15 protein-coding genes are annotated in these 15,444 nt (G+C 73.0%); 6 read left to right on the plus strand and 9 right to left on the minus strand.

Annotated features, from left to right (window positions below):
• Nucleotides 1-82 precede the first annotated feature (82 nt).
• Nucleotides 83-658 (minus strand): alpha/beta hydrolase, encoded by a 576-nt coding sequence (locus tag ABZW14_RS20530; protein ID WP_355348646.1) that lies wholly within the window; start codon nucleotides 656-658, stop codon nucleotides 83-85.
• A 90-nt stretch (nucleotides 659-748) separates the two neighbouring features.
• Between ABZW14_RS20530 and ABZW14_RS20535 the strand changes: the two genes are divergently transcribed.
• From ABZW14_RS20535 to ABZW14_RS20545, 3 genes are all read left to right on the plus strand, one after another.
• Complete coding sequence (locus ABZW14_RS20535; RefSeq protein ID WP_355348649.1) at nucleotides 749-1,840, plus strand: winged helix DNA-binding domain-containing protein; 1,092 nt, start codon at nucleotides 749-751, stop codon at nucleotides 1,838-1,840.
• Between the two features lie 56 nt (nucleotides 1,841-1,896).
• Nucleotides 1,897-2,538 carry a GNAT family N-acetyltransferase gene (locus ABZW14_RS20540; protein WP_355348652.1) on the plus strand — a complete coding sequence of 214 codons (642 nt, stop codon included), beginning with the start codon at nucleotides 1,897-1,899 and terminating at the stop codon, nucleotides 2,536-2,538.
• Between the two features lie 145 nt (nucleotides 2,539-2,683).
• Complete coding sequence (locus tag ABZW14_RS20545) at nucleotides 2,684-3,226, plus strand: hypothetical protein (protein WP_355348655.1); 543 nt, start codon at nucleotides 2,684-2,686, stop codon at nucleotides 3,224-3,226.
• A 98-nt stretch (nucleotides 3,227-3,324) separates the two neighbouring features.
• On the opposite strand, the gene ABZW14_RS20550 is transcribed toward ABZW14_RS20545, so the two are convergent.
• Entirely contained in the window at nucleotides 3,325-3,618 is a 294-nt protein-coding gene (locus ABZW14_RS20550; protein WP_355348658.1) for a hypothetical protein, read from the minus strand.
• Between the two features lie 166 nt (nucleotides 3,619-3,784).
• On the opposite strand from ABZW14_RS20550, the gene ABZW14_RS20555 reads away from it, so the two are divergent.
• The gene (locus ABZW14_RS20555) at nucleotides 3,785-4,438 is read left to right on the plus strand and encodes a class I SAM-dependent methyltransferase (protein ID WP_355348661.1); all 654 of its coding nucleotides are present in this window, start codon (nucleotides 3,785-3,787) and stop codon (nucleotides 4,436-4,438) included.
• Between the two features lie 436 nt (nucleotides 4,439-4,874).
• Nucleotides 4,875-6,302: an endo-1,4-beta-xylanase gene (locus ABZW14_RS20560; RefSeq protein ID WP_355348664.1), complete on the plus strand. Its 1,428-nt coding sequence runs from the start codon at nucleotides 4,875-4,877 to the stop codon at nucleotides 6,300-6,302.
• 54 nt (nucleotides 6,303-6,356) lie between these two features.
• On the opposite strand, the gene ABZW14_RS20565 is transcribed toward ABZW14_RS20560, so the two are convergent.
• From ABZW14_RS20565 to ABZW14_RS20585, 5 genes are all read right to left on the minus strand, one after another.
• Nucleotides 6,357-8,174 carry an acyl-CoA dehydrogenase gene (locus ABZW14_RS20565; protein ID WP_355348667.1) on the minus strand — a complete coding sequence of 606 codons (1,818 nt, stop codon included), beginning with the start codon at nucleotides 8,172-8,174 and terminating at the stop codon, nucleotides 6,357-6,359.
• A 23-nt stretch (nucleotides 8,175-8,197) separates the two neighbouring features.
• Nucleotides 8,198-9,670: an ATP-binding protein gene (locus ABZW14_RS20570; protein ID WP_355348670.1), complete on the minus strand. Its 1,473-nt coding sequence runs from the start codon at nucleotides 9,668-9,670 to the stop codon at nucleotides 8,198-8,200.
• A 76-nt stretch (nucleotides 9,671-9,746) separates the two neighbouring features.
• A complete protein-coding gene (locus ABZW14_RS20575) occupies nucleotides 9,747-10,919 on the minus strand; it encodes an alanine--tRNA ligase-related protein (protein WP_355348673.1) in 1,173 nt (390 codons plus the stop codon).
• 243 nt (nucleotides 10,920-11,162) lie between these two features.
• Nucleotides 11,163-12,305 (minus strand): acyl-CoA desaturase, encoded by a 1,143-nt coding sequence (locus ABZW14_RS20580; protein WP_355348676.1) that lies wholly within the window; start codon nucleotides 12,303-12,305, stop codon nucleotides 11,163-11,165.
• Between the two features lie 16 nt (nucleotides 12,306-12,321).
• Nucleotides 12,322-13,413, minus strand: coding sequence for a ferredoxin reductase (locus ABZW14_RS20585; protein ID WP_355348679.1), 1,092 nt, complete (start codon nucleotides 13,411-13,413; stop codon nucleotides 12,322-12,324).
• 83 nt (nucleotides 13,414-13,496) lie between these two features.
• On the opposite strand from ABZW14_RS20585, the gene ABZW14_RS20590 reads away from it, so the two are divergent.
• Complete coding sequence (locus ABZW14_RS20590) at nucleotides 13,497-14,720, plus strand: helix-turn-helix domain-containing protein (protein ID WP_355348682.1); 1,224 nt, start codon at nucleotides 13,497-13,499, stop codon at nucleotides 14,718-14,720.
• A 24-nt stretch (nucleotides 14,721-14,744) separates the two neighbouring features.
• On the opposite strand, the gene ABZW14_RS20595 is transcribed toward ABZW14_RS20590, so the two are convergent.
• Both ABZW14_RS20595 and ABZW14_RS20600 read right to left on the minus strand, forming a co-directional pair.
• The gene (locus ABZW14_RS20595) at nucleotides 14,745-14,930 is read right to left on the minus strand and encodes a ribonuclease (RefSeq protein ID WP_262285321.1); all 186 of its coding nucleotides are present in this window, start codon (nucleotides 14,928-14,930) and stop codon (nucleotides 14,745-14,747) included.
• A 40-nt stretch (nucleotides 14,931-14,970) separates the two neighbouring features.
• Nucleotides 14,971-15,444 (minus strand): hypothetical protein, encoded by a 474-nt coding sequence (locus ABZW14_RS20600; protein WP_355348686.1) that lies wholly within the window; start codon nucleotides 15,442-15,444, stop codon nucleotides 14,971-14,973.

Here is a 15,444-nt window from a genome sequence, read left to right on the forward strand (position 1 = left end):
ACGGGCCGCCCTCTCTCGTAGCCGGTCACATCCCTTCTTCGCACGGCGGGACGCGGGTGTTACCGGAACGATCGGCGGCTCCTCACCGTCCCCCGGTGTGACGGGTCGTCAGGCTGATCGCCCTCGCGACCTCGCTCAGGTCGTTGTTCAGCTGGTGATCGCGTCCGGAGAGCCGGTGCAGCTGTGCCTGCGGGACGGCGCGGGCGTACAGGTCGGCATGCGACGGTGGGGCGGTCTCGTCCTCCAGGCCATGGAACACGTGCACCGGCACGCCGTGCGGCAGCCTCGAACCGAGGTCGTGCGGCAGCTCGAACTCCGCACCGGGCCAGCCGCCCGCGCCGACGAACGGGGCGGCGATCAGCACGATCGCACCGAGTTCCCGCTCCGGCGGCCGCTCGGCGAGCGCATGGACGAGGATCGTCGCGCCCACCGAGTGCCCGGCGACGACCGCGCCGTCGTCCAGGGCCGCCATCTCCCGCCGGAGCGCCGGACCCCACCTGGCGTAGCTCGGATCGTCCTCGTCGGGCATGCGCGGGTAGCGGACCTCGCATCCGTTCCCGAGTTCCCGCCGCAGGCTGTCGAACAGCTTGTCGTCCCATTCGTCGTGCACGCCCGCGCCGCCGCCCTGGACGAGCAGGATCTGCCGGATCCCTGCCATGACGATCCACCCTATGCCCATCCCGTAGCGCTGTGCGATGACGAGTGTCCCGGCCCGCGCGGGGGTCCGACGGCTGCGTAGGGTGGGAGCGTGGTCGATCGTCGCCAGGTGATGAACTTCCGCGTCCGGGCGCAGCAGCTCGACCGGGCCGAAGGAAAGCTCGCGGACACCGCCGCGCTCGACATCGGAGTGCAGGACACCGGCCCGGACGGCGGCCGGTGGGCCCTGGCCGTCCGTGGCGTCGACGTGGCGGCGCTGCCCGCCGAGGAGCTGGTGCTGCTCTGGACGGTGCGCGGCGCACCCCACCTCTACCGCCGCGCCGACGTCGCGGAGGTGGCCGCAGCGGTCGAGCCGTTCTCCGACGCCGACGCGGGCAAGCGCATCTACGACGCCGCCAAGCCGTTGAAGGCGGCCGGCATCGCCAACCTGGCCGCCCTCGACGAGGTGGCCGCCCGGATGCGCGCCGTCGTCCGCCGGCCGACCGTCAAGGGGGACGTCTCCGGCCGCCTGGCCGAGCTGCTGCCCGAGCCGTACCTGCGGTTCTGCCGGCCGTGCAACGCCACTCACCTGTACGAGATGCCGTTCCGGCTGGCCGCCGTGCGGGCCGGGCTGGAGCTTCGGCTCGACACGTCGCCGCCGGTCCTGGAGCGCATCACCGGGTTCGCGAAGGCGGCCGCGCCGGGCGACCGGTTCGACCTCATCCGGGCGTACCTCCGGCTGCTCGGGCCGGCCACCCCCCAGCATGTCGCCGGCTACCTCGACGCCCCGGTCAAGGAGGTCAAGGCGCACTGGCCGGAGGACGTCGTCGAGGTGACGGTCGACGGCGAGACGCGCTCGCTCCTGGCCGCCGACGAACCGGCGCTGGAGTCGGCGGACGCCCCGGCCACCCGCCTGCTCGGCCCCTTCGACCTGCTCCTGCAGGCGAAGGACCGGGAAACCGTGGTGCCGGACCCGGTCCGGGCCAAGGAGTTGTGGCCGGTGCTGGGCCGCCCCGGCGCCGTCCTCGCCGACGGTGAACTGGCCGGCAGCTGGCGCCCCCGCAAGTCGGGCAAGGCGTTCAAGCCCGTCGTCCAGCCCTGGCGGAAGCTGTCCGGCGCCCGGCGCGAGCCGATCGTCGAGCAGGCCGAACGGCTCGCCGCGTACCGTGGCCTGCCCTTCGGCGGCGTCGAGTTCGCCGACTGACGGGCCGGCCCCGCAAATCGGTGGCGCGGCCGCGGCCCGGTCGCCAGGATCGGCCCGTGCTCTCCGACCTGTGGCCCCTGTACGGCCTCACCATCGTCACGTCACGGCTTGAGCTTCGCCTGCCCCGGGAGGAGGAACTGGCGGAGCTGGCCCGCCTCGCGGGCAGGGGTGTGCACCGCGCGGACGAGCGTCCCTTCCTGACGCCCTGGACCGACGGCGGCCCCGAGGATCGGGCGCGGTCCGTCCTGCAGGGACACTGGGGCCGGCTCGGCGACTGGAGCGTGGCGGCGTGGGGGCTGGGTCTCGGGGTTTTCCGTCACGGCGACCCGCTCGGCATGGTCACGCTGCGCGGGCACGACTTCCCGGTGGTCCGGGAGGTCACGACATCGTCGTGGCTGGGCATCGCGCACCAGGGCGAGGGCTACGGGACCGAGGCGCGGCTCGGCCTGCTGACGCTGGCCTTCGACCACCTCGACGCGCGCGCCGCACGGACCGAGGTGTTCCAGGACAACCATGCGTCCCAGGGCGTGTCCCGCAAGCTCGGCTATGAGCACGACGGCATCTCGGTCGACGCCCGCGGCGACGAGGCCCTCGTCTCCGACCGCCTACGGCTCACCCGCGAGCGGTGGAACCGGCAGCAGCGCCCGGCGGTGCGGGTGGACGGGATGGCGGCCTGCCGGTCCATGTTCGGCCTCTGACACGATTCGCACCAGGTGTCCGGGCAGCGCCCGCGTCCGCATCAGCGATCGGAGCATGACGATGAGCCGAGGTGGCCGGACCCGCGGCGGCGGCAGGGCGACGGTGGACCCGGAGCCGCGGCCATCCCCGGCCGGGGAGCGCAGGATGCCGTGGATCATCCTGGTTGTCGTCCTGGTGCTCGTGCTCGACGGCTTCTCCCGCCACTGGGTGTCCCGATGGACGGAGGACCCGTCACCGGCCTGGGCGCAGGCCTCGTTGCTGGCTGTCGGGCTGCTGGGACTCCTGGGACTCCTGCACGCCCTGATCGGTGTCCAACTCCTGGCCGCGGAGGTCGGCGAGGAGGCGGGTTCCCCGCTGACCCTGCGCGCGGTCGCGGAGCGGGCGATCGGGCACACCGGCCTGGGCACCTTCGTCGGCACCCTGTTGGCGTTGTTCGCCGCGGACTCGCTTCCCGCGGGACTGAAGTTGTCCAGTCTCGTCAGCGACCTCGCCACGGTGGGCGGCATCCTCGGACTCGCGTCGCTGTTCCCGCATCACGTCTTGGTGACGTACCGGTCGCTCCGCCGCCTGCGGCTGGCCCGGCCGGGCCGGTGGCTGAGAGCGCAGATGACACTCGGCGTCGTGGACACCCTGATCCTCTACAAGCTGCTCTTCCTGCTGCCCGCGGCGCTGGCGGCCTTCTCCTGAGTGCGAGCGACGATGCTCACCACCGTTCCGAGCCAGACACACGCGTCCTGCTGCTCGGCGCCGAGCCGGACATCGAGCCACAGGGCGGCCGACCGCCGTCAGCCGAGGCCGCGATGCGCGGCCCACAGCGTGCCGGCGCGACTGGCGGCCTCGTCGACCAGGGCCACCAGCTCGGGCCGGTCCGGTACGGGGAACGAGACGTAGGTGCCGCGGCCGCCGGCGGTCGGCCGTCCGTACGCCTTCGCCGCGAGGCGCCCGTCGGGCAGGAGCCGGACGTTGAGCGTGCTCAACGTGAACTCCTCGCCGCGTCGGCTGTCGGTCCAGCGGAGCCCTTCAGGGATCGTGACGTTGATCGCCAGGGCGCTCACGTCGAGGGGGACGTCACTGCTCATCGGCGCATGGTCCCACGCAGGCCGATGCCCGCTCGCGCCACCCGCCGCGATTTGCCGAAGTGGCAAGAAACTTTGTCAACGTCCGGAGCGTTCCGGATGCTGGGGGCGTGGACAGCAACGAGCCCCACGGCCTGATCGGCACGGAGCACCGGAAGGAAGCCGCCGCATGAGTGGACACGGACACCACCTCACCGAGGAGGAGGCGGCCGCGATCTTCGAGCCGCCGGCCTGGGACGAGCGGTACTCGGGCCCGGAGAAGGTCTGGAGCGGGAACCCGAATCCGCAGCTCGTCGCCGAGGTGGCCGGGCTGACGCCCGGTACCGCGCTCGACGTCGGCTGCGGCGAGGGCGGCGACGTGATCTGGCTCGCCCGCCAGGGCTGGCGGGTCACCGGCGCCGACTTCTCCGCCAACGGCCTGGCCCGCGCCGCCCGGCACGCCGAGCAGGCCGGGGTCGCCGACCGCACCGACTGGTGGCAGGTCGACGCCCGGACCTTCGCGGCGGAGGGCCGGTCCTACGACCTCGTCACCAGCCATTTCCTGCACCCGCCGGACGGGGGGATGGTGGCGGTGACCCGCCGGCTGGCCGGGGCCGTCGCGCCCGGCGGTCACCTGCTCGTCGTCGGACACGCGCCGCACGAGGCGTTCGCCCACCTGACCGCGAGCCAGAGCCGGGCCATGTTCGTCGCCGAGGATCTGCTGCCCGGCCTGCCCGACGACTTCGAGGCCCTCGTGGTCGAGCAGCGGCCCCGGACGGTGACCCGCGACGGCGTGACGGTCGACATCCACGACTCCACGCTGCTCGCTCGCCGCACGTCCTGATCGCCGGGATCCCCTCCGGTCGTCGCGCAGCCTGGTGGATCGACGCCGCTCCTGCCCCGCATCGGGGCGGGAGCGGCGTCGCCGTTCACCCCGCCGGGGACCGTAACGCCCGCCAACGGGTCCCGGAAGTTTCAGGGATTCCGTGCCCGGAACCCGCGATCCTCCCCGTGGCGTCGCCGGACGGCCCGCCCGCAGGTGGTCACCAGAACCGCTGGAAGCGAGGCGACCCGCAGGTACGAAACGGGTTTCGGAAGTGTTCCGGAAGTTGTTGTTTCCACGGTGTTACCGTGCCAGCATGACGTGGCATTGAAGTCCATCGTTCATCGGTTCGGCTTGTGGTGCTCTGCGACCCGGACCAGAACCGAGGAAGGAGGCCATCGTGGCAACCAGTTCTACCGTCCACTCCCCTGGCTCCCCGCGGAGTCGCTCGTTACGGATGCGACTGCTCATCAGCGGCACCGTCGCCGCCGTCGCGGCACTCGGTGTGGTGCTGGTGATCCCGAATGCGAACGCCGCGGCGAGCACCCTGGGCGCGGCGGCCGCGCAGTCGGGCCGGTACTTCGGCACGGCGATCGCCGCGGGCCGGCTCGGTGACTCGACGTACACCACGATCGCCGGGCGCGAGTTCAACATGGTGACCGCCGAGAACGAGATGAAGCCGGACGCGACGGAGCCCCAGCGGGGCCAGTTCAACTTCAGCTCCGGTGACCAGATCTACAACTGGGCGACCCAGCGCGGCATGAAGGTCCGCGGCCACACCCTCGCGTGGCACGCACAGCAGCCGGGCTGGATGCAGAGCCTCAACGGCAGCAGCCTGCGCCAGGCGATGATCGACCACATCAACGGCGTGATGGCCCACTACAAGGGCAAACTCGCCGCCTGGGACGTGGTCAACGAAGCGTTCAACGAGGACGGCAGCCGCCGGCAGTCCAACCTGCAGGGCACCGGCAACGACTGGATCGAGGTCGCCTTCCGTACCGCCCGCAACGCCGACCCGTCGGTCAAGCTCTGCTACAACGACTACAACATCGAGAACTGGTCCTACGGGAAGACGCAGGGCGTCTACCGCATGGTCCAGGACTTCAAGTCCCGCGGCGTACCGATCGACTGCGTGGGCCTGCAGACCCACTTCACCGGCGGCAGCTCGCTGCCCAGCAACTTCCAGACCACCCTGTCCAGCTTCGCCGCGCTCGGCGTCGACGTCGCCCTCACCGAGGTCGACGTCACCAACGCCTCCACCACCCAGTACGCCGGGCTGACCCAGGCCTGCATGAACGTGCCCCGCTGCATCGGCATCACCGTGTGGGGCGTACGCGACAGCGACTCCTGGCGCTCCAGCGAGAGCCCCCTGCTCTTCGACGGCGGCGGCAACAAGAAGGCCGCCTACACCTCGGTGCTCAACGCCCTCAACGCCGCCGGCCCGACGGCGACGTCCTCGCCGTCCCCGACCGGTGGCACCGCCTCCCCGTCCCCCACGGTCACGCCGGGCGGAGCGAAGCGGATCATCGGCGCCCAGTCCGGCAGGTGCGTCGACGTGCCGAACGCGTCACGCACCAACGGCACGCGGGTCCAGCTCTACGACTGCAACGGCCAGGTCAACCAGGCGTGGACCCTCACGTCGAGCAGGCAGCTGACCGTGTACGGCAGCATGTGCCTGGACGCCGCCGGCTCCGGCAACGCCTCGGCTGTGCAGATCTACAGCTGCAACGGGCAGGCCAACCAGCAGTGGAACGTCAACAGCAACGGCACCATCACCGGCGTGCAGTCCGGACGCTGCCTGGACGTGTGGGGGACCGGCAACGGACAGCAGATCCAGATCTACGACTGCAACGGGCAGGCCAACCAGCGGTTCAGCCTGAACTGACCGAGGCGTTGGTCGCGGTGTGGCGGTGAATCGGCCGCCACACCGCACCGCCGGTCAGAACCAGGCGTCCCGGGTGTCCAGGGTGGTGCGGTCCAGGCTCTCCAGCAGGTCGAACTGCGGGCCGGTCCGGGGCAGCTCGTGGCGGAAGAAGTACCGGGCGGCCTGGCGCTTGCCGGCCAGGAAGTCGGCGTCCGGGCCGTCCGGGCTGCCCAGGGCCTCGACGGCGAGCAGCTGCTCCAGCCACATCCAGGCGATCACCACGTGCCCGACCGCCTCCAGATAGAGCGAGGCGTTGGCCAACGTCACCTCGGGATCACCGGCGCCGTGCAGCCGCCGGGTGACCACCGCGATCCGCTCGACCGCCGCGCCGAGTCGACCGGCCAGCTCGGCCGCCTCGCCGTCGGTCTTCCAGGCCCGGGTGACGGTGGCCCGGATGGTCTCCAGCAGCAGCTCCAGGCCGGCGCCGTCGCGCATGGTGACCTTGCGGCCGAGCAGGTCCAGCGCTTGGATGCCGTGGGTGCCCTCGTGGATCGGGTTGAGCCGGTTGTCCCGCCAGTGCTGCTCCACGTCGCAGTCGCGGGTGTAGCCGGAGCCGCCGTGCACCTGGATGGCCAGGTCGTTGGCGGCCAGGCACCACTGCGACGGCCAGCTCTTGGCGATCGGGGTGAGCAGGTCCAGCAGCAGGTGCGCCCGGTTGCGGTCGGCCTCGGCCGGAGCGGTCTTCTCCTCGTCGAGCAGCCGCCCGCAGTAGAGGATCAGGGCGAGCGCGCCCTCCACGTAGCTCTTCTGCGCCAGCAGCATCCGGCGTACGTCGGCGTGCGCCACGATCGGCACCTGCGGCGCGGTGGGGTCCTTGTCGGCGACCGGCCGGCCCTGGGGACGCTGGCGGGCGTACGCGAGGGACTTCAGGTAGGCGGTGTAGCCGAGCGCCGTGGCACCGGCGCCCACCCCGATGCGCGCCTCGTTCATCATGTGGAACATCTGCGCCAACCCCTGGTGCGGCTCCCCCACCAGGTAACCGACCGCCCCGGCGCGCCCGTAGGGGCGGTGCACGCCCTCGCCGAAGTTGAGCAGGGTGTTGGTGGTGCCCCGGTAGCCGAGCTTGTGGTTGAGGCCGACCAGCACCACGTCGTTGCGGGGGCCGAGCGCGCCGTCGTCGTCGAGGAGCACCTTCGGCACGATGAACAGCGAGATGCCCTTGACCCCGGGCGGCCCGCCGGGGATCCGGGCGAGCACCAGGTGGACGATGTTCTCGGCCAGGTCGTGCTCGCCGCCGGAGATCCACATCTTGGTGCCGGTCAGCCGGTACGTCCCGTCGTCCTGCGGCTCGGCGCGCGTGGTGATGTCGGCGAGCGAGCTGCCAGCCTGCGGTTCGGACAGGCACATGGTCCCGAAGAACCGCCCCTGCACCATCGGCCGGACCCAGGTGGCGATCTGCTCGGCGCTGCCATGGGCGAGCAGCAGGTTGGCGTTGCCGAGCGTGAGGAACGGGTAGGCGGCGGTGGCCACGTTGGCGGCCTGGAACCAGGCGGAGCAGGCGGCGGCCACGGCGTGCGGCAGCTGCATCCCGCCGACCGACTCGTCCATGGTGGCGGCCAGCAGCCCGGTGCGGGCGTACGCGTCCAGGGCGGCCTTGACCTGCGGGATGGTGCGGATCCGCTGCCCGTCGAAGGTCGGTTCGCTGGCGTCGGCGGCCCGGTTGTGCGGGGCGAACCGCTCGGCGGCGACCTGCGCGGCGAGGTCCAGCACCGCGTCGAAGGTCTCCCGCGAGTGCTCGGCGTAGCGCGGCCGTTCGGTCAGCCGGTCGACGTCGAGCCAGTCGTGCAGCAGGAACGCCAGATCGCGACGGGACAGCAGGGTGGACGACGACACGGGGCTCCTTCCGCCGGCCGTCGTCAGCCGCGGCGCAGCCCCGCGACGGCCTCTCGGAGGTCATCCTGACTGATCGGGGCGGGCGGCGCACCCTCCGTGGCCTCCCGGAGCGCCTTGGCGAGTTGCACCCGGCGCAGGACCTCCCGCAGGTCGGCCCCGGTGAGCCCGGGCGTGGCCGCGGCCAGTGCGGCCGGGTCGACGTCGGCGGCGAACATCCGGAAGCCGGGCCGCTCGTGCCGGTCGATCAGCTCCCGGATCATCTTGGCGAGGATCTCGCCGCGGCCCGCCTCGTCCGGCGCCGGGATGGCGATCTTGAGGTCGAAGCGGCCGGAGCGGGTCAGCGAGGCGTCGACCCGCTGCGGGAAGTTGGTGGTGGCCACCACGATGACGTCCGGGTTCTCCTCGAACAGGGTGTTCATCTCCTGCTTGAAGATGCCGGCCACCGCGTTGACCGCCTGGCTGGCCGCGTCGCCGCCGGCGCCGGCGTAGCTGATGATGCTGTCGAACTCGTCGAACAGCATGACGGTGGGCCGCCGGTAGCGGCGCGCCTCCCGGAAGATCCGCTTGATGTTGCGCTCGGAGCCGCCGAGGAACTTGTCCAGGATCTCCGGGGTGCGGATCTCCACGAAGTCCGCGCCGATCTCGTTGGCCAGGGCCCGGGCCAGCATGGTCTTGCCGGTGCCCGGCGGGCCGTACAGCAGGATGCCCTGCGGCCGTCGCGCGCCCCAGCGAGCCATGGCCTGCGGGTGCCGGAACGACACCGCGACCTCCCGGAACCGGGCGACCACCTCGGCCAGGCCGCCGACCTGGTCGAGGGTCACCGCCGCGCTGCGCGGCACCGCCGCGGCCGCACGGTGACCCACGGGATACGACCGGCCGCGCAGCAGCGTCGGCTCCGGGGTGTCGCCGGCCAGTTCCCGGACGGACTGGAGCACCACGCCGACCATGGCGGTCAGGTGCGCCGGCGTCACCTCGGCGCTGGGCACCTCGGCGCGCACCCGCACGGCCCCGCCGTCGTGGCTCACCTCGGGGCGCAGGCCGGCCTCCTCGGCGGCGCGCAGCACCGCCCGGCCCGCCGGGTCGCGCGCCGGCTCGGCGAGCGCGGCCCCGGCGGGGCGCAGCCCGAGCCGGCAGCCGGCCTCGGCCGCCACCCGGCCGACGGCGGCGGCCGGGCCGTCACCGCCCCGGGCGGCGAGGCGCTGGGCGAGCAGCAGCCCGACCGGCCCGGCCAGGCCGAGGGCGAGCAGGCCGGCGCCGGGCAGCGGGGCGTCCGCCCGCAGGTACGCCTCGAATCGGTGCACCGGCACCCCGTCCCGGCTGTCGGCGCGCACGGTGCACCGCACCTCCCGCACCGGCGCCGGGAAGTCACCGCCGGCCAGCAGCTCCACCGGCCCCTCCTCGGCGGCGGCGAGCAGCGCTGCGGCGCCGGTGACGGTCACCCGGGCGCCGAGCAGCGTCATCGTCTCCACGTCCGGCCGGACCTCGTACCCCGTCATGCGACCACACTCCTCGCTGCGGCGGCCTCCGCTGCCGAGTCTGGCACCGGCCCGGCGCGGCGGCCACCGGCGCGGGTCAGCCCGCCTCGGCGAGCAGGCCGTCGACCAAATCCCGGGGCAGCCCGTGGGTGTCGTGCAGCCAGTGGTAGTCGCGCTCGGTCAACGGGCCGCGCGCGCGTACCCGGTCGACCAGCGGCCGGCCCCGCTCCAGCAGCCCGCGGAACCGCCGCTCCTCGTCGAGCAGCAGCCCGCGCAGCGGGCCGGCCTCCCCGTCCTGCCGGAACCGGCGCAGCGTGTCGCGGTACGCGTCGAGCGGCAACTCGGTCAGGCTTCGCCCCGGGTCGTCGCGCCACAGCACGGTGAGCGCCCGCCGGACCAGCCGGCGCAGCACGTAGCCCCGGCCGGTGTTGCCGGGGCGTACCCCGTCGCCGAGCACGACCACCGCGGAACGCAGATGGTCGGCTACCACGCGCAGGTCCTCGCCACACAGGCCCCACCGGTCGCGGACCGCGCCCACCCACGGGCTCAGGCCCGCGCCCTCGAAGACCGACCGGCCGCCGCGCAGCACCATTTCCAGGCGTTCCAGGCCCATCCCGGTGTCGATGCTGGACATCGGCAGCGGCGTCAGCCGGCCGTCGGGGTGCCGGTGGTGACGCATCTGGACGTGGTTCCAGACCTCCATCCAGCGCCCGTCGGTGCCGGGGGTGGCGACCGGCGGACCGTCCCCGGTCCACACGAAGATCTCCGAGTCCGGCCCGCACGGGCCGGTCGGGCCGTTGGACCACCAGTTCTCCGCTCCGTTCGTCTCGACCGGTACGCCCAGCCCGGTCCAGGTGGCGAGCGCGGTCCCGTCCGGGCCGACCTGGTCGTCGCCGCCGAAGACGGTGGCGTGCAGCCGGCCCGGATCGATGCCGAACCCGTCGGTGAGCAGCTCGAACCCCCAGCGGAGGCTGGTCGCGATGTCGTAGTCGCCGAGCGACCAGGAGCCGAGCATCTCGAAGACGGTCAGGTGCGTGCGGTCACCGACCTCGTCGAGATCGGTGGTGCGCAGGCAACGCTGCACGTTGACCAGCCGCCGGCCGCCGGGATGGGGACGCCCCAGCAGGTACGGGGTGAGCGGGTGCATGCCGGAGGTGGTGAAGAGCACCGGGTCGCCGGGCGGCGGGACGAGCGAACTCTCCGGCGCGTCCCGGTGGCCCCGGCGATGGTAGTGGTCGACGAAGGTGCGGACGATCTGGTCGGGTGTCATGGCACGGGCCTTCCGGTGGGGACGACCGGACGGTCCGCCGCGCGGGCGGTGGCGTGACACGAGAACGCCGGCGGACCGTTTCCGGTCGCCGGCGGGAATGGGGCAGGTCAGGCGGCGGCAACCGGCGAGCGGGAAGCTCGCGCGGCTGCGGCGGTGGTGCTGCGCCTGAGGTCCATGCCCATGACGGTAGCCGATCGGGGGCGGGGCCGCCCACCGGAATAGTCCCGGTGGGCGGCGAGACGGTCAGGCCGTGCCGGAGGAGACCAGCGGGGCGGGGGCCACCGGCTGGCGGCGGTCGGAGCGCCGGTTGGGCAGCGACAGCCGGATCACCTTCCACCAGGCGGAGGCGACCTGCTTGGGCAGCGGACCGGTGGTGTACTTCAGCCCGTACCGGTCGAACAGCGCCCGGACCTGCGGGGCGATCTCCTGGTAGCGGTTGCTCGGCAGGTCGGGGAAGAGGTGGTGCTCGATCTGGTACGACAGGTTGCCGGTCATGATGTGCAGCAGCCGGCTGCCGCTGATGTTGGCCGAGCCGAGCATCTGCCGCAGGTACCACTCGCCGCGGGTCTCGCCCTCGATGGAGGTCTTCTCGAAGGTCTCCACGCCGTTCGGGAAGTGCCCGCACATGATCACCGAGTGGCTCCACACGTTGCGGATCAGGTTCGCGGTGAACGTGGCGGCGAGCGTGGACAGGAACGACGGGCCGGACAGCAGCGGGTGCAGCACGTAGTCCTTGAGGACCTGGCGGCGGATCTTGCGGCCGACCGCCCGGGCGCGGGCCCGGAACGCCGGGTCCTTGTGCCCGCCGTCCTTGAGGTTCTTCCCCAGTTCCAGGTCGTACGCCGCGATGCCGTACTCGAAGAAGCAGGCGTTGACGAGGTTGTAGAACGGCTGGCCCAGGTACATCGGGTGCCACGGCTGGTCCTCGTCGACCCGCATGATGCCGTACCCGAGGTCGTTGTCCTTGCCGACCACGTTGGTGAACCGGTGGTGCAGCTCGTTGTGCGAGTGCTTCCACTGGTCGGCCGGGGAGACGTGGTCCCAGTCCCAGGTGGTGGAGTGGATCTTCGGGTCGCGCATCCAGTCCCACTGGCCGTGCAGGATGTTGTGCCCGATCTCCATGTTGTCGAGGATCTTGGCGACCGCGAGGCCGGCCGTGCCGACGATCCAGGCCGGCGGGAACAGCGAGAAGAGCAGCACCGCCCGGCTGCTGATCTCCAGCGTCCGCTGAGTCTTGATCACCTTGCGGATGTAACGGGCGTCCCGCTCCCCCCGGTCGGCGATCACCCGGTCCCGGATCGCGTCCAGCTCCTTGCCGATGATCTCGATGTCCTCGGCGCTGAGGTGGGCGATCGGGTTGTCCGCCTTCTTCTGGATCACGGTCACGTCGAGGGGCCTCCTGTCAGAGTTCGATGTCGCAGGTACCGGCGGCCGCCGACACGCATGTCTGCACGAGCACGCCGTCCCCGGGGACGGCGGTGGTCACGTCGCCGTTGCGCAGGTCGCGCACCGCGCCCTCGCGCAGCGGGACGACGCAGCCGAAGCAGATGCCCATCCGGCAGCCGGACGGCATCAGCACGCCGGCCTGCTCACCGGCGTCGAGGATGGGGGTGGACCCGTCGGCCTCGACCGTCACGCCGGAGCCGGTGAACGTCACGGTGCCGCCCTCCCCCGGCGAGATCACGGTCGGCCGGAACCGCTCGGTGTGCAGCCGGTCCGCGAGCCCGTGGGACGCCCAGTACCCCTCGACGGCGTCGAGCATGCCGATCGGCCCGCAGGCCCAGGTCTCCCGGTCGAGGTGGTCGGGCACCAGGCCGGCCAGCTCTTCGACGCCGAGCAGGCCGGCCGTGTCGGTGTGCCGCTCGACCAGCCGCAGCGCGCCGGCCTCGGCGAGGGCCCGCAGCTCCGTGCCGAAGATGACGTCGTCCCGGGCCGGCGCCGAGTGCACGAGCACCACGTCGGCCCGCTCGTGCAGGCCGGCGCGGAGCATCCCCATGACCGGGGTGACGCCGCTGCCGGCGGTGAGGAAGAGGACTCGGTCCGGTGTCGCCCCCGGCATCACGAAGTCGCCCTGCGCCTGGTCGAGCTGGACGATCGTGCCGGGCCGGACCCGGCGGACCAGGTGGTTGCTGACCTTGCCGTCCGGGATCGCCTTGACGGTGACGCTGATCAGGCCGTCCGCGGCGCCCGGCACCGAGGTGACCGAGTACGCGCGCCACTGGCGCACCCCGTCGACGTCCACGCCGAGGCGCACGTACTGTCCGGGGAGGTGCCCCTGCCAGCTGCGGCCCGGCTGGATCACGACGGTCGCGGCGTCCCGGGTCTCCGGGCGGACGGCGACGATCCGGCCGCGCAGCGGGGCGCCGGCGCGCAGCGGGGCGACGAGGTCGAGGTAGTCCCCGGGCAGCACCGGGGTGGTGACCGCGCCGGCCAGCCGCAGCAGTCTGTCCCGGAAGGTCACCTTCTGGGGGCGGCGGGGGGCAGTTGTGGTCATATCACCAGGGTGACTGCGTGATCGCATAACATCTTGACCGGCAAAGGTGAAAGAGCCGCAGGTTTTTGTTCGGGGAGAACAACATGTCGGACGACTACGCGAGCTACCGCGCGGCCCATCTCGAACTCGACGAGCGGGTGTCGGCCCGGCTGCGCGACCGGCTCCCCCTGGTCGCGGAACGCACGGTCAGCGCCATCACCGCCGAGGTCCCCGACTACTCCGGCGCGCTCACCGGCACGATGCGGGCGAAGATCGAGAACGCGGTACGCATCGCGCTGGGCACCTTCCTCCAGCTCATCGAGGGCGCCCAGCTGACCGACCCGAGCACCCCGCTGGCCCCGGCCCTGGAGGCCGCGTACGCACTGGGCAGCGGCGAGGCCCGCTCCGGGCGCAGCATGGACGCGCTGCTCGCCGCGTACCGGGTGGGGGCGCGGGTGGCCTGGCGGGAGGTCTCCGCCACGACGGTGCGCAGCGGGCTGGCCGCCGAGACGGTGGCCGAGTTCGCCGAGCTGATGTTCGCGTACATCGACGAGCTGTCCGCGGCCAGCGTGGCCGGGCACGCCGACGAGCTGGCCAGCGTGGGCCGGGCCCGCCGGCGCAACATGGAGCGCCTCACGCAGCAACTGCTCGCCGGCGAGCCCGAGGAGGCCCTGCGGCGCAGCGCCGAACGCGCCGACTGGCCCCTGCCGCAGACCCTCACCGTCGTCCTGCTCCCCCGCCGTAACCTGCGCGCCGTACTCGCGCTGCTCGGCCCGCACACCCTGGAGAGCGGCGAGGACCTGCCCGGCATGGACCCCGCCGAGGAACTGGCCGTGCTGCTGGTGCCGGACACCCACGGCGCCCGGCGGCGCCAGCTCACGAGGCTGCTGCACGGGCACCGGGCGGTGCTCGGCCCGGCCCGGCCGTGGCACCGGGTCGCCGCCTCCTACCAGCGGGCCACCCGGGCGCTCGCCCTCGGCCTCGGCGAACCGGACGCCGGGCCGGTCGACACCGAGCAGCACCTGGCCGAGCTGCTGCTCAGCATGGACCCGGAGGCGCTGGCCGACCTGCGCGCCCAGGCCCTCGCGCCGCTCGCCGGCCTGCCCCCGGCCACCGCGCACCGGCTCGCCGAGACGCTGCGCTCGTGGCTGCTGCACCAGGGCCGCCGCGACGACGTGGCGGCCGACCTGTTCGTCCACCCGCAGACCGTCCGCTACCGGATGGGCAAGCTGCGCGAGCTGTACGGCGACCGGCTCCACGAACCGGCCACGGTGCTCGCCCTCACCATCGCCCTGGCCGTCCCGCCCACCCCGCCCGAGGCGGACTGACCGGCCCCGGGCGCGATCCGGGGGCTACTCCTCCGGGACGCCCGGACCGACCTCGCCGCGCCTCAGGTGCTCGGCGTTGCGGTCGGCCTCGCTGTCCGCGTTCGCGGCACCCGCGCCCGCGTCCCTGGTCCGGCGCCCCTCGGCGTCCTGATACACCGCGCCGGTCTCCAGCGCGTCCTCCTGCTGCCGGCTCTGCTCAGGTGTGGTCATCACGACCCGTTACCCGGCGAGAGTGCCGGCCATGCCGGCGTCAGGCGGGGAGGTAGACGAGGTCCATGGTGTCGGTGCGCCCGGACCAGCGGAGGTCGAGGTGCCAGCAGCCGGCCTGCGGCAGGTCCACGATCGACGGGCCGGGACCGCCGGCGACCTCCCGGGTCGCCCGGGTCGTGGTGCCGGCCAGGGTCGCCGTGATGACGAGGGTGGCCGGCGCGCCGGCGTCGGGCGACGGCGTGGCAGCCGGCCGGGCCACCCAGAGGATCTTGTTGGTGGGCCCCTCCGTCCGGCCGACCCTCAACGGCTGACCGAACAGCACGGCGAGGATCTGCCCCTTCGCGCCGAACACGTGCGGGGCGCGGGCGTCCCCGCTGAACCCGGCGTCCGCCCAGTCCGGAAGCCGGCCCGCCTCGACCCGGGCCGCACAGCCGGTCGGTGCGACCGCCGCCGGGGTGGCCGGCGTGACCGCCCCGCCCGCCGTGGTGCAGCCCGCCAGCAGGACCACCGTCAC

Source organism: Micromonospora sp. NPDC004551, assembly GCF_040609975.1.
In the GTDB taxonomy this organism is placed as follows: Bacteria; Actinomycetota; Actinomycetes; order Mycobacteriales; family Micromonosporaceae; genus Micromonospora.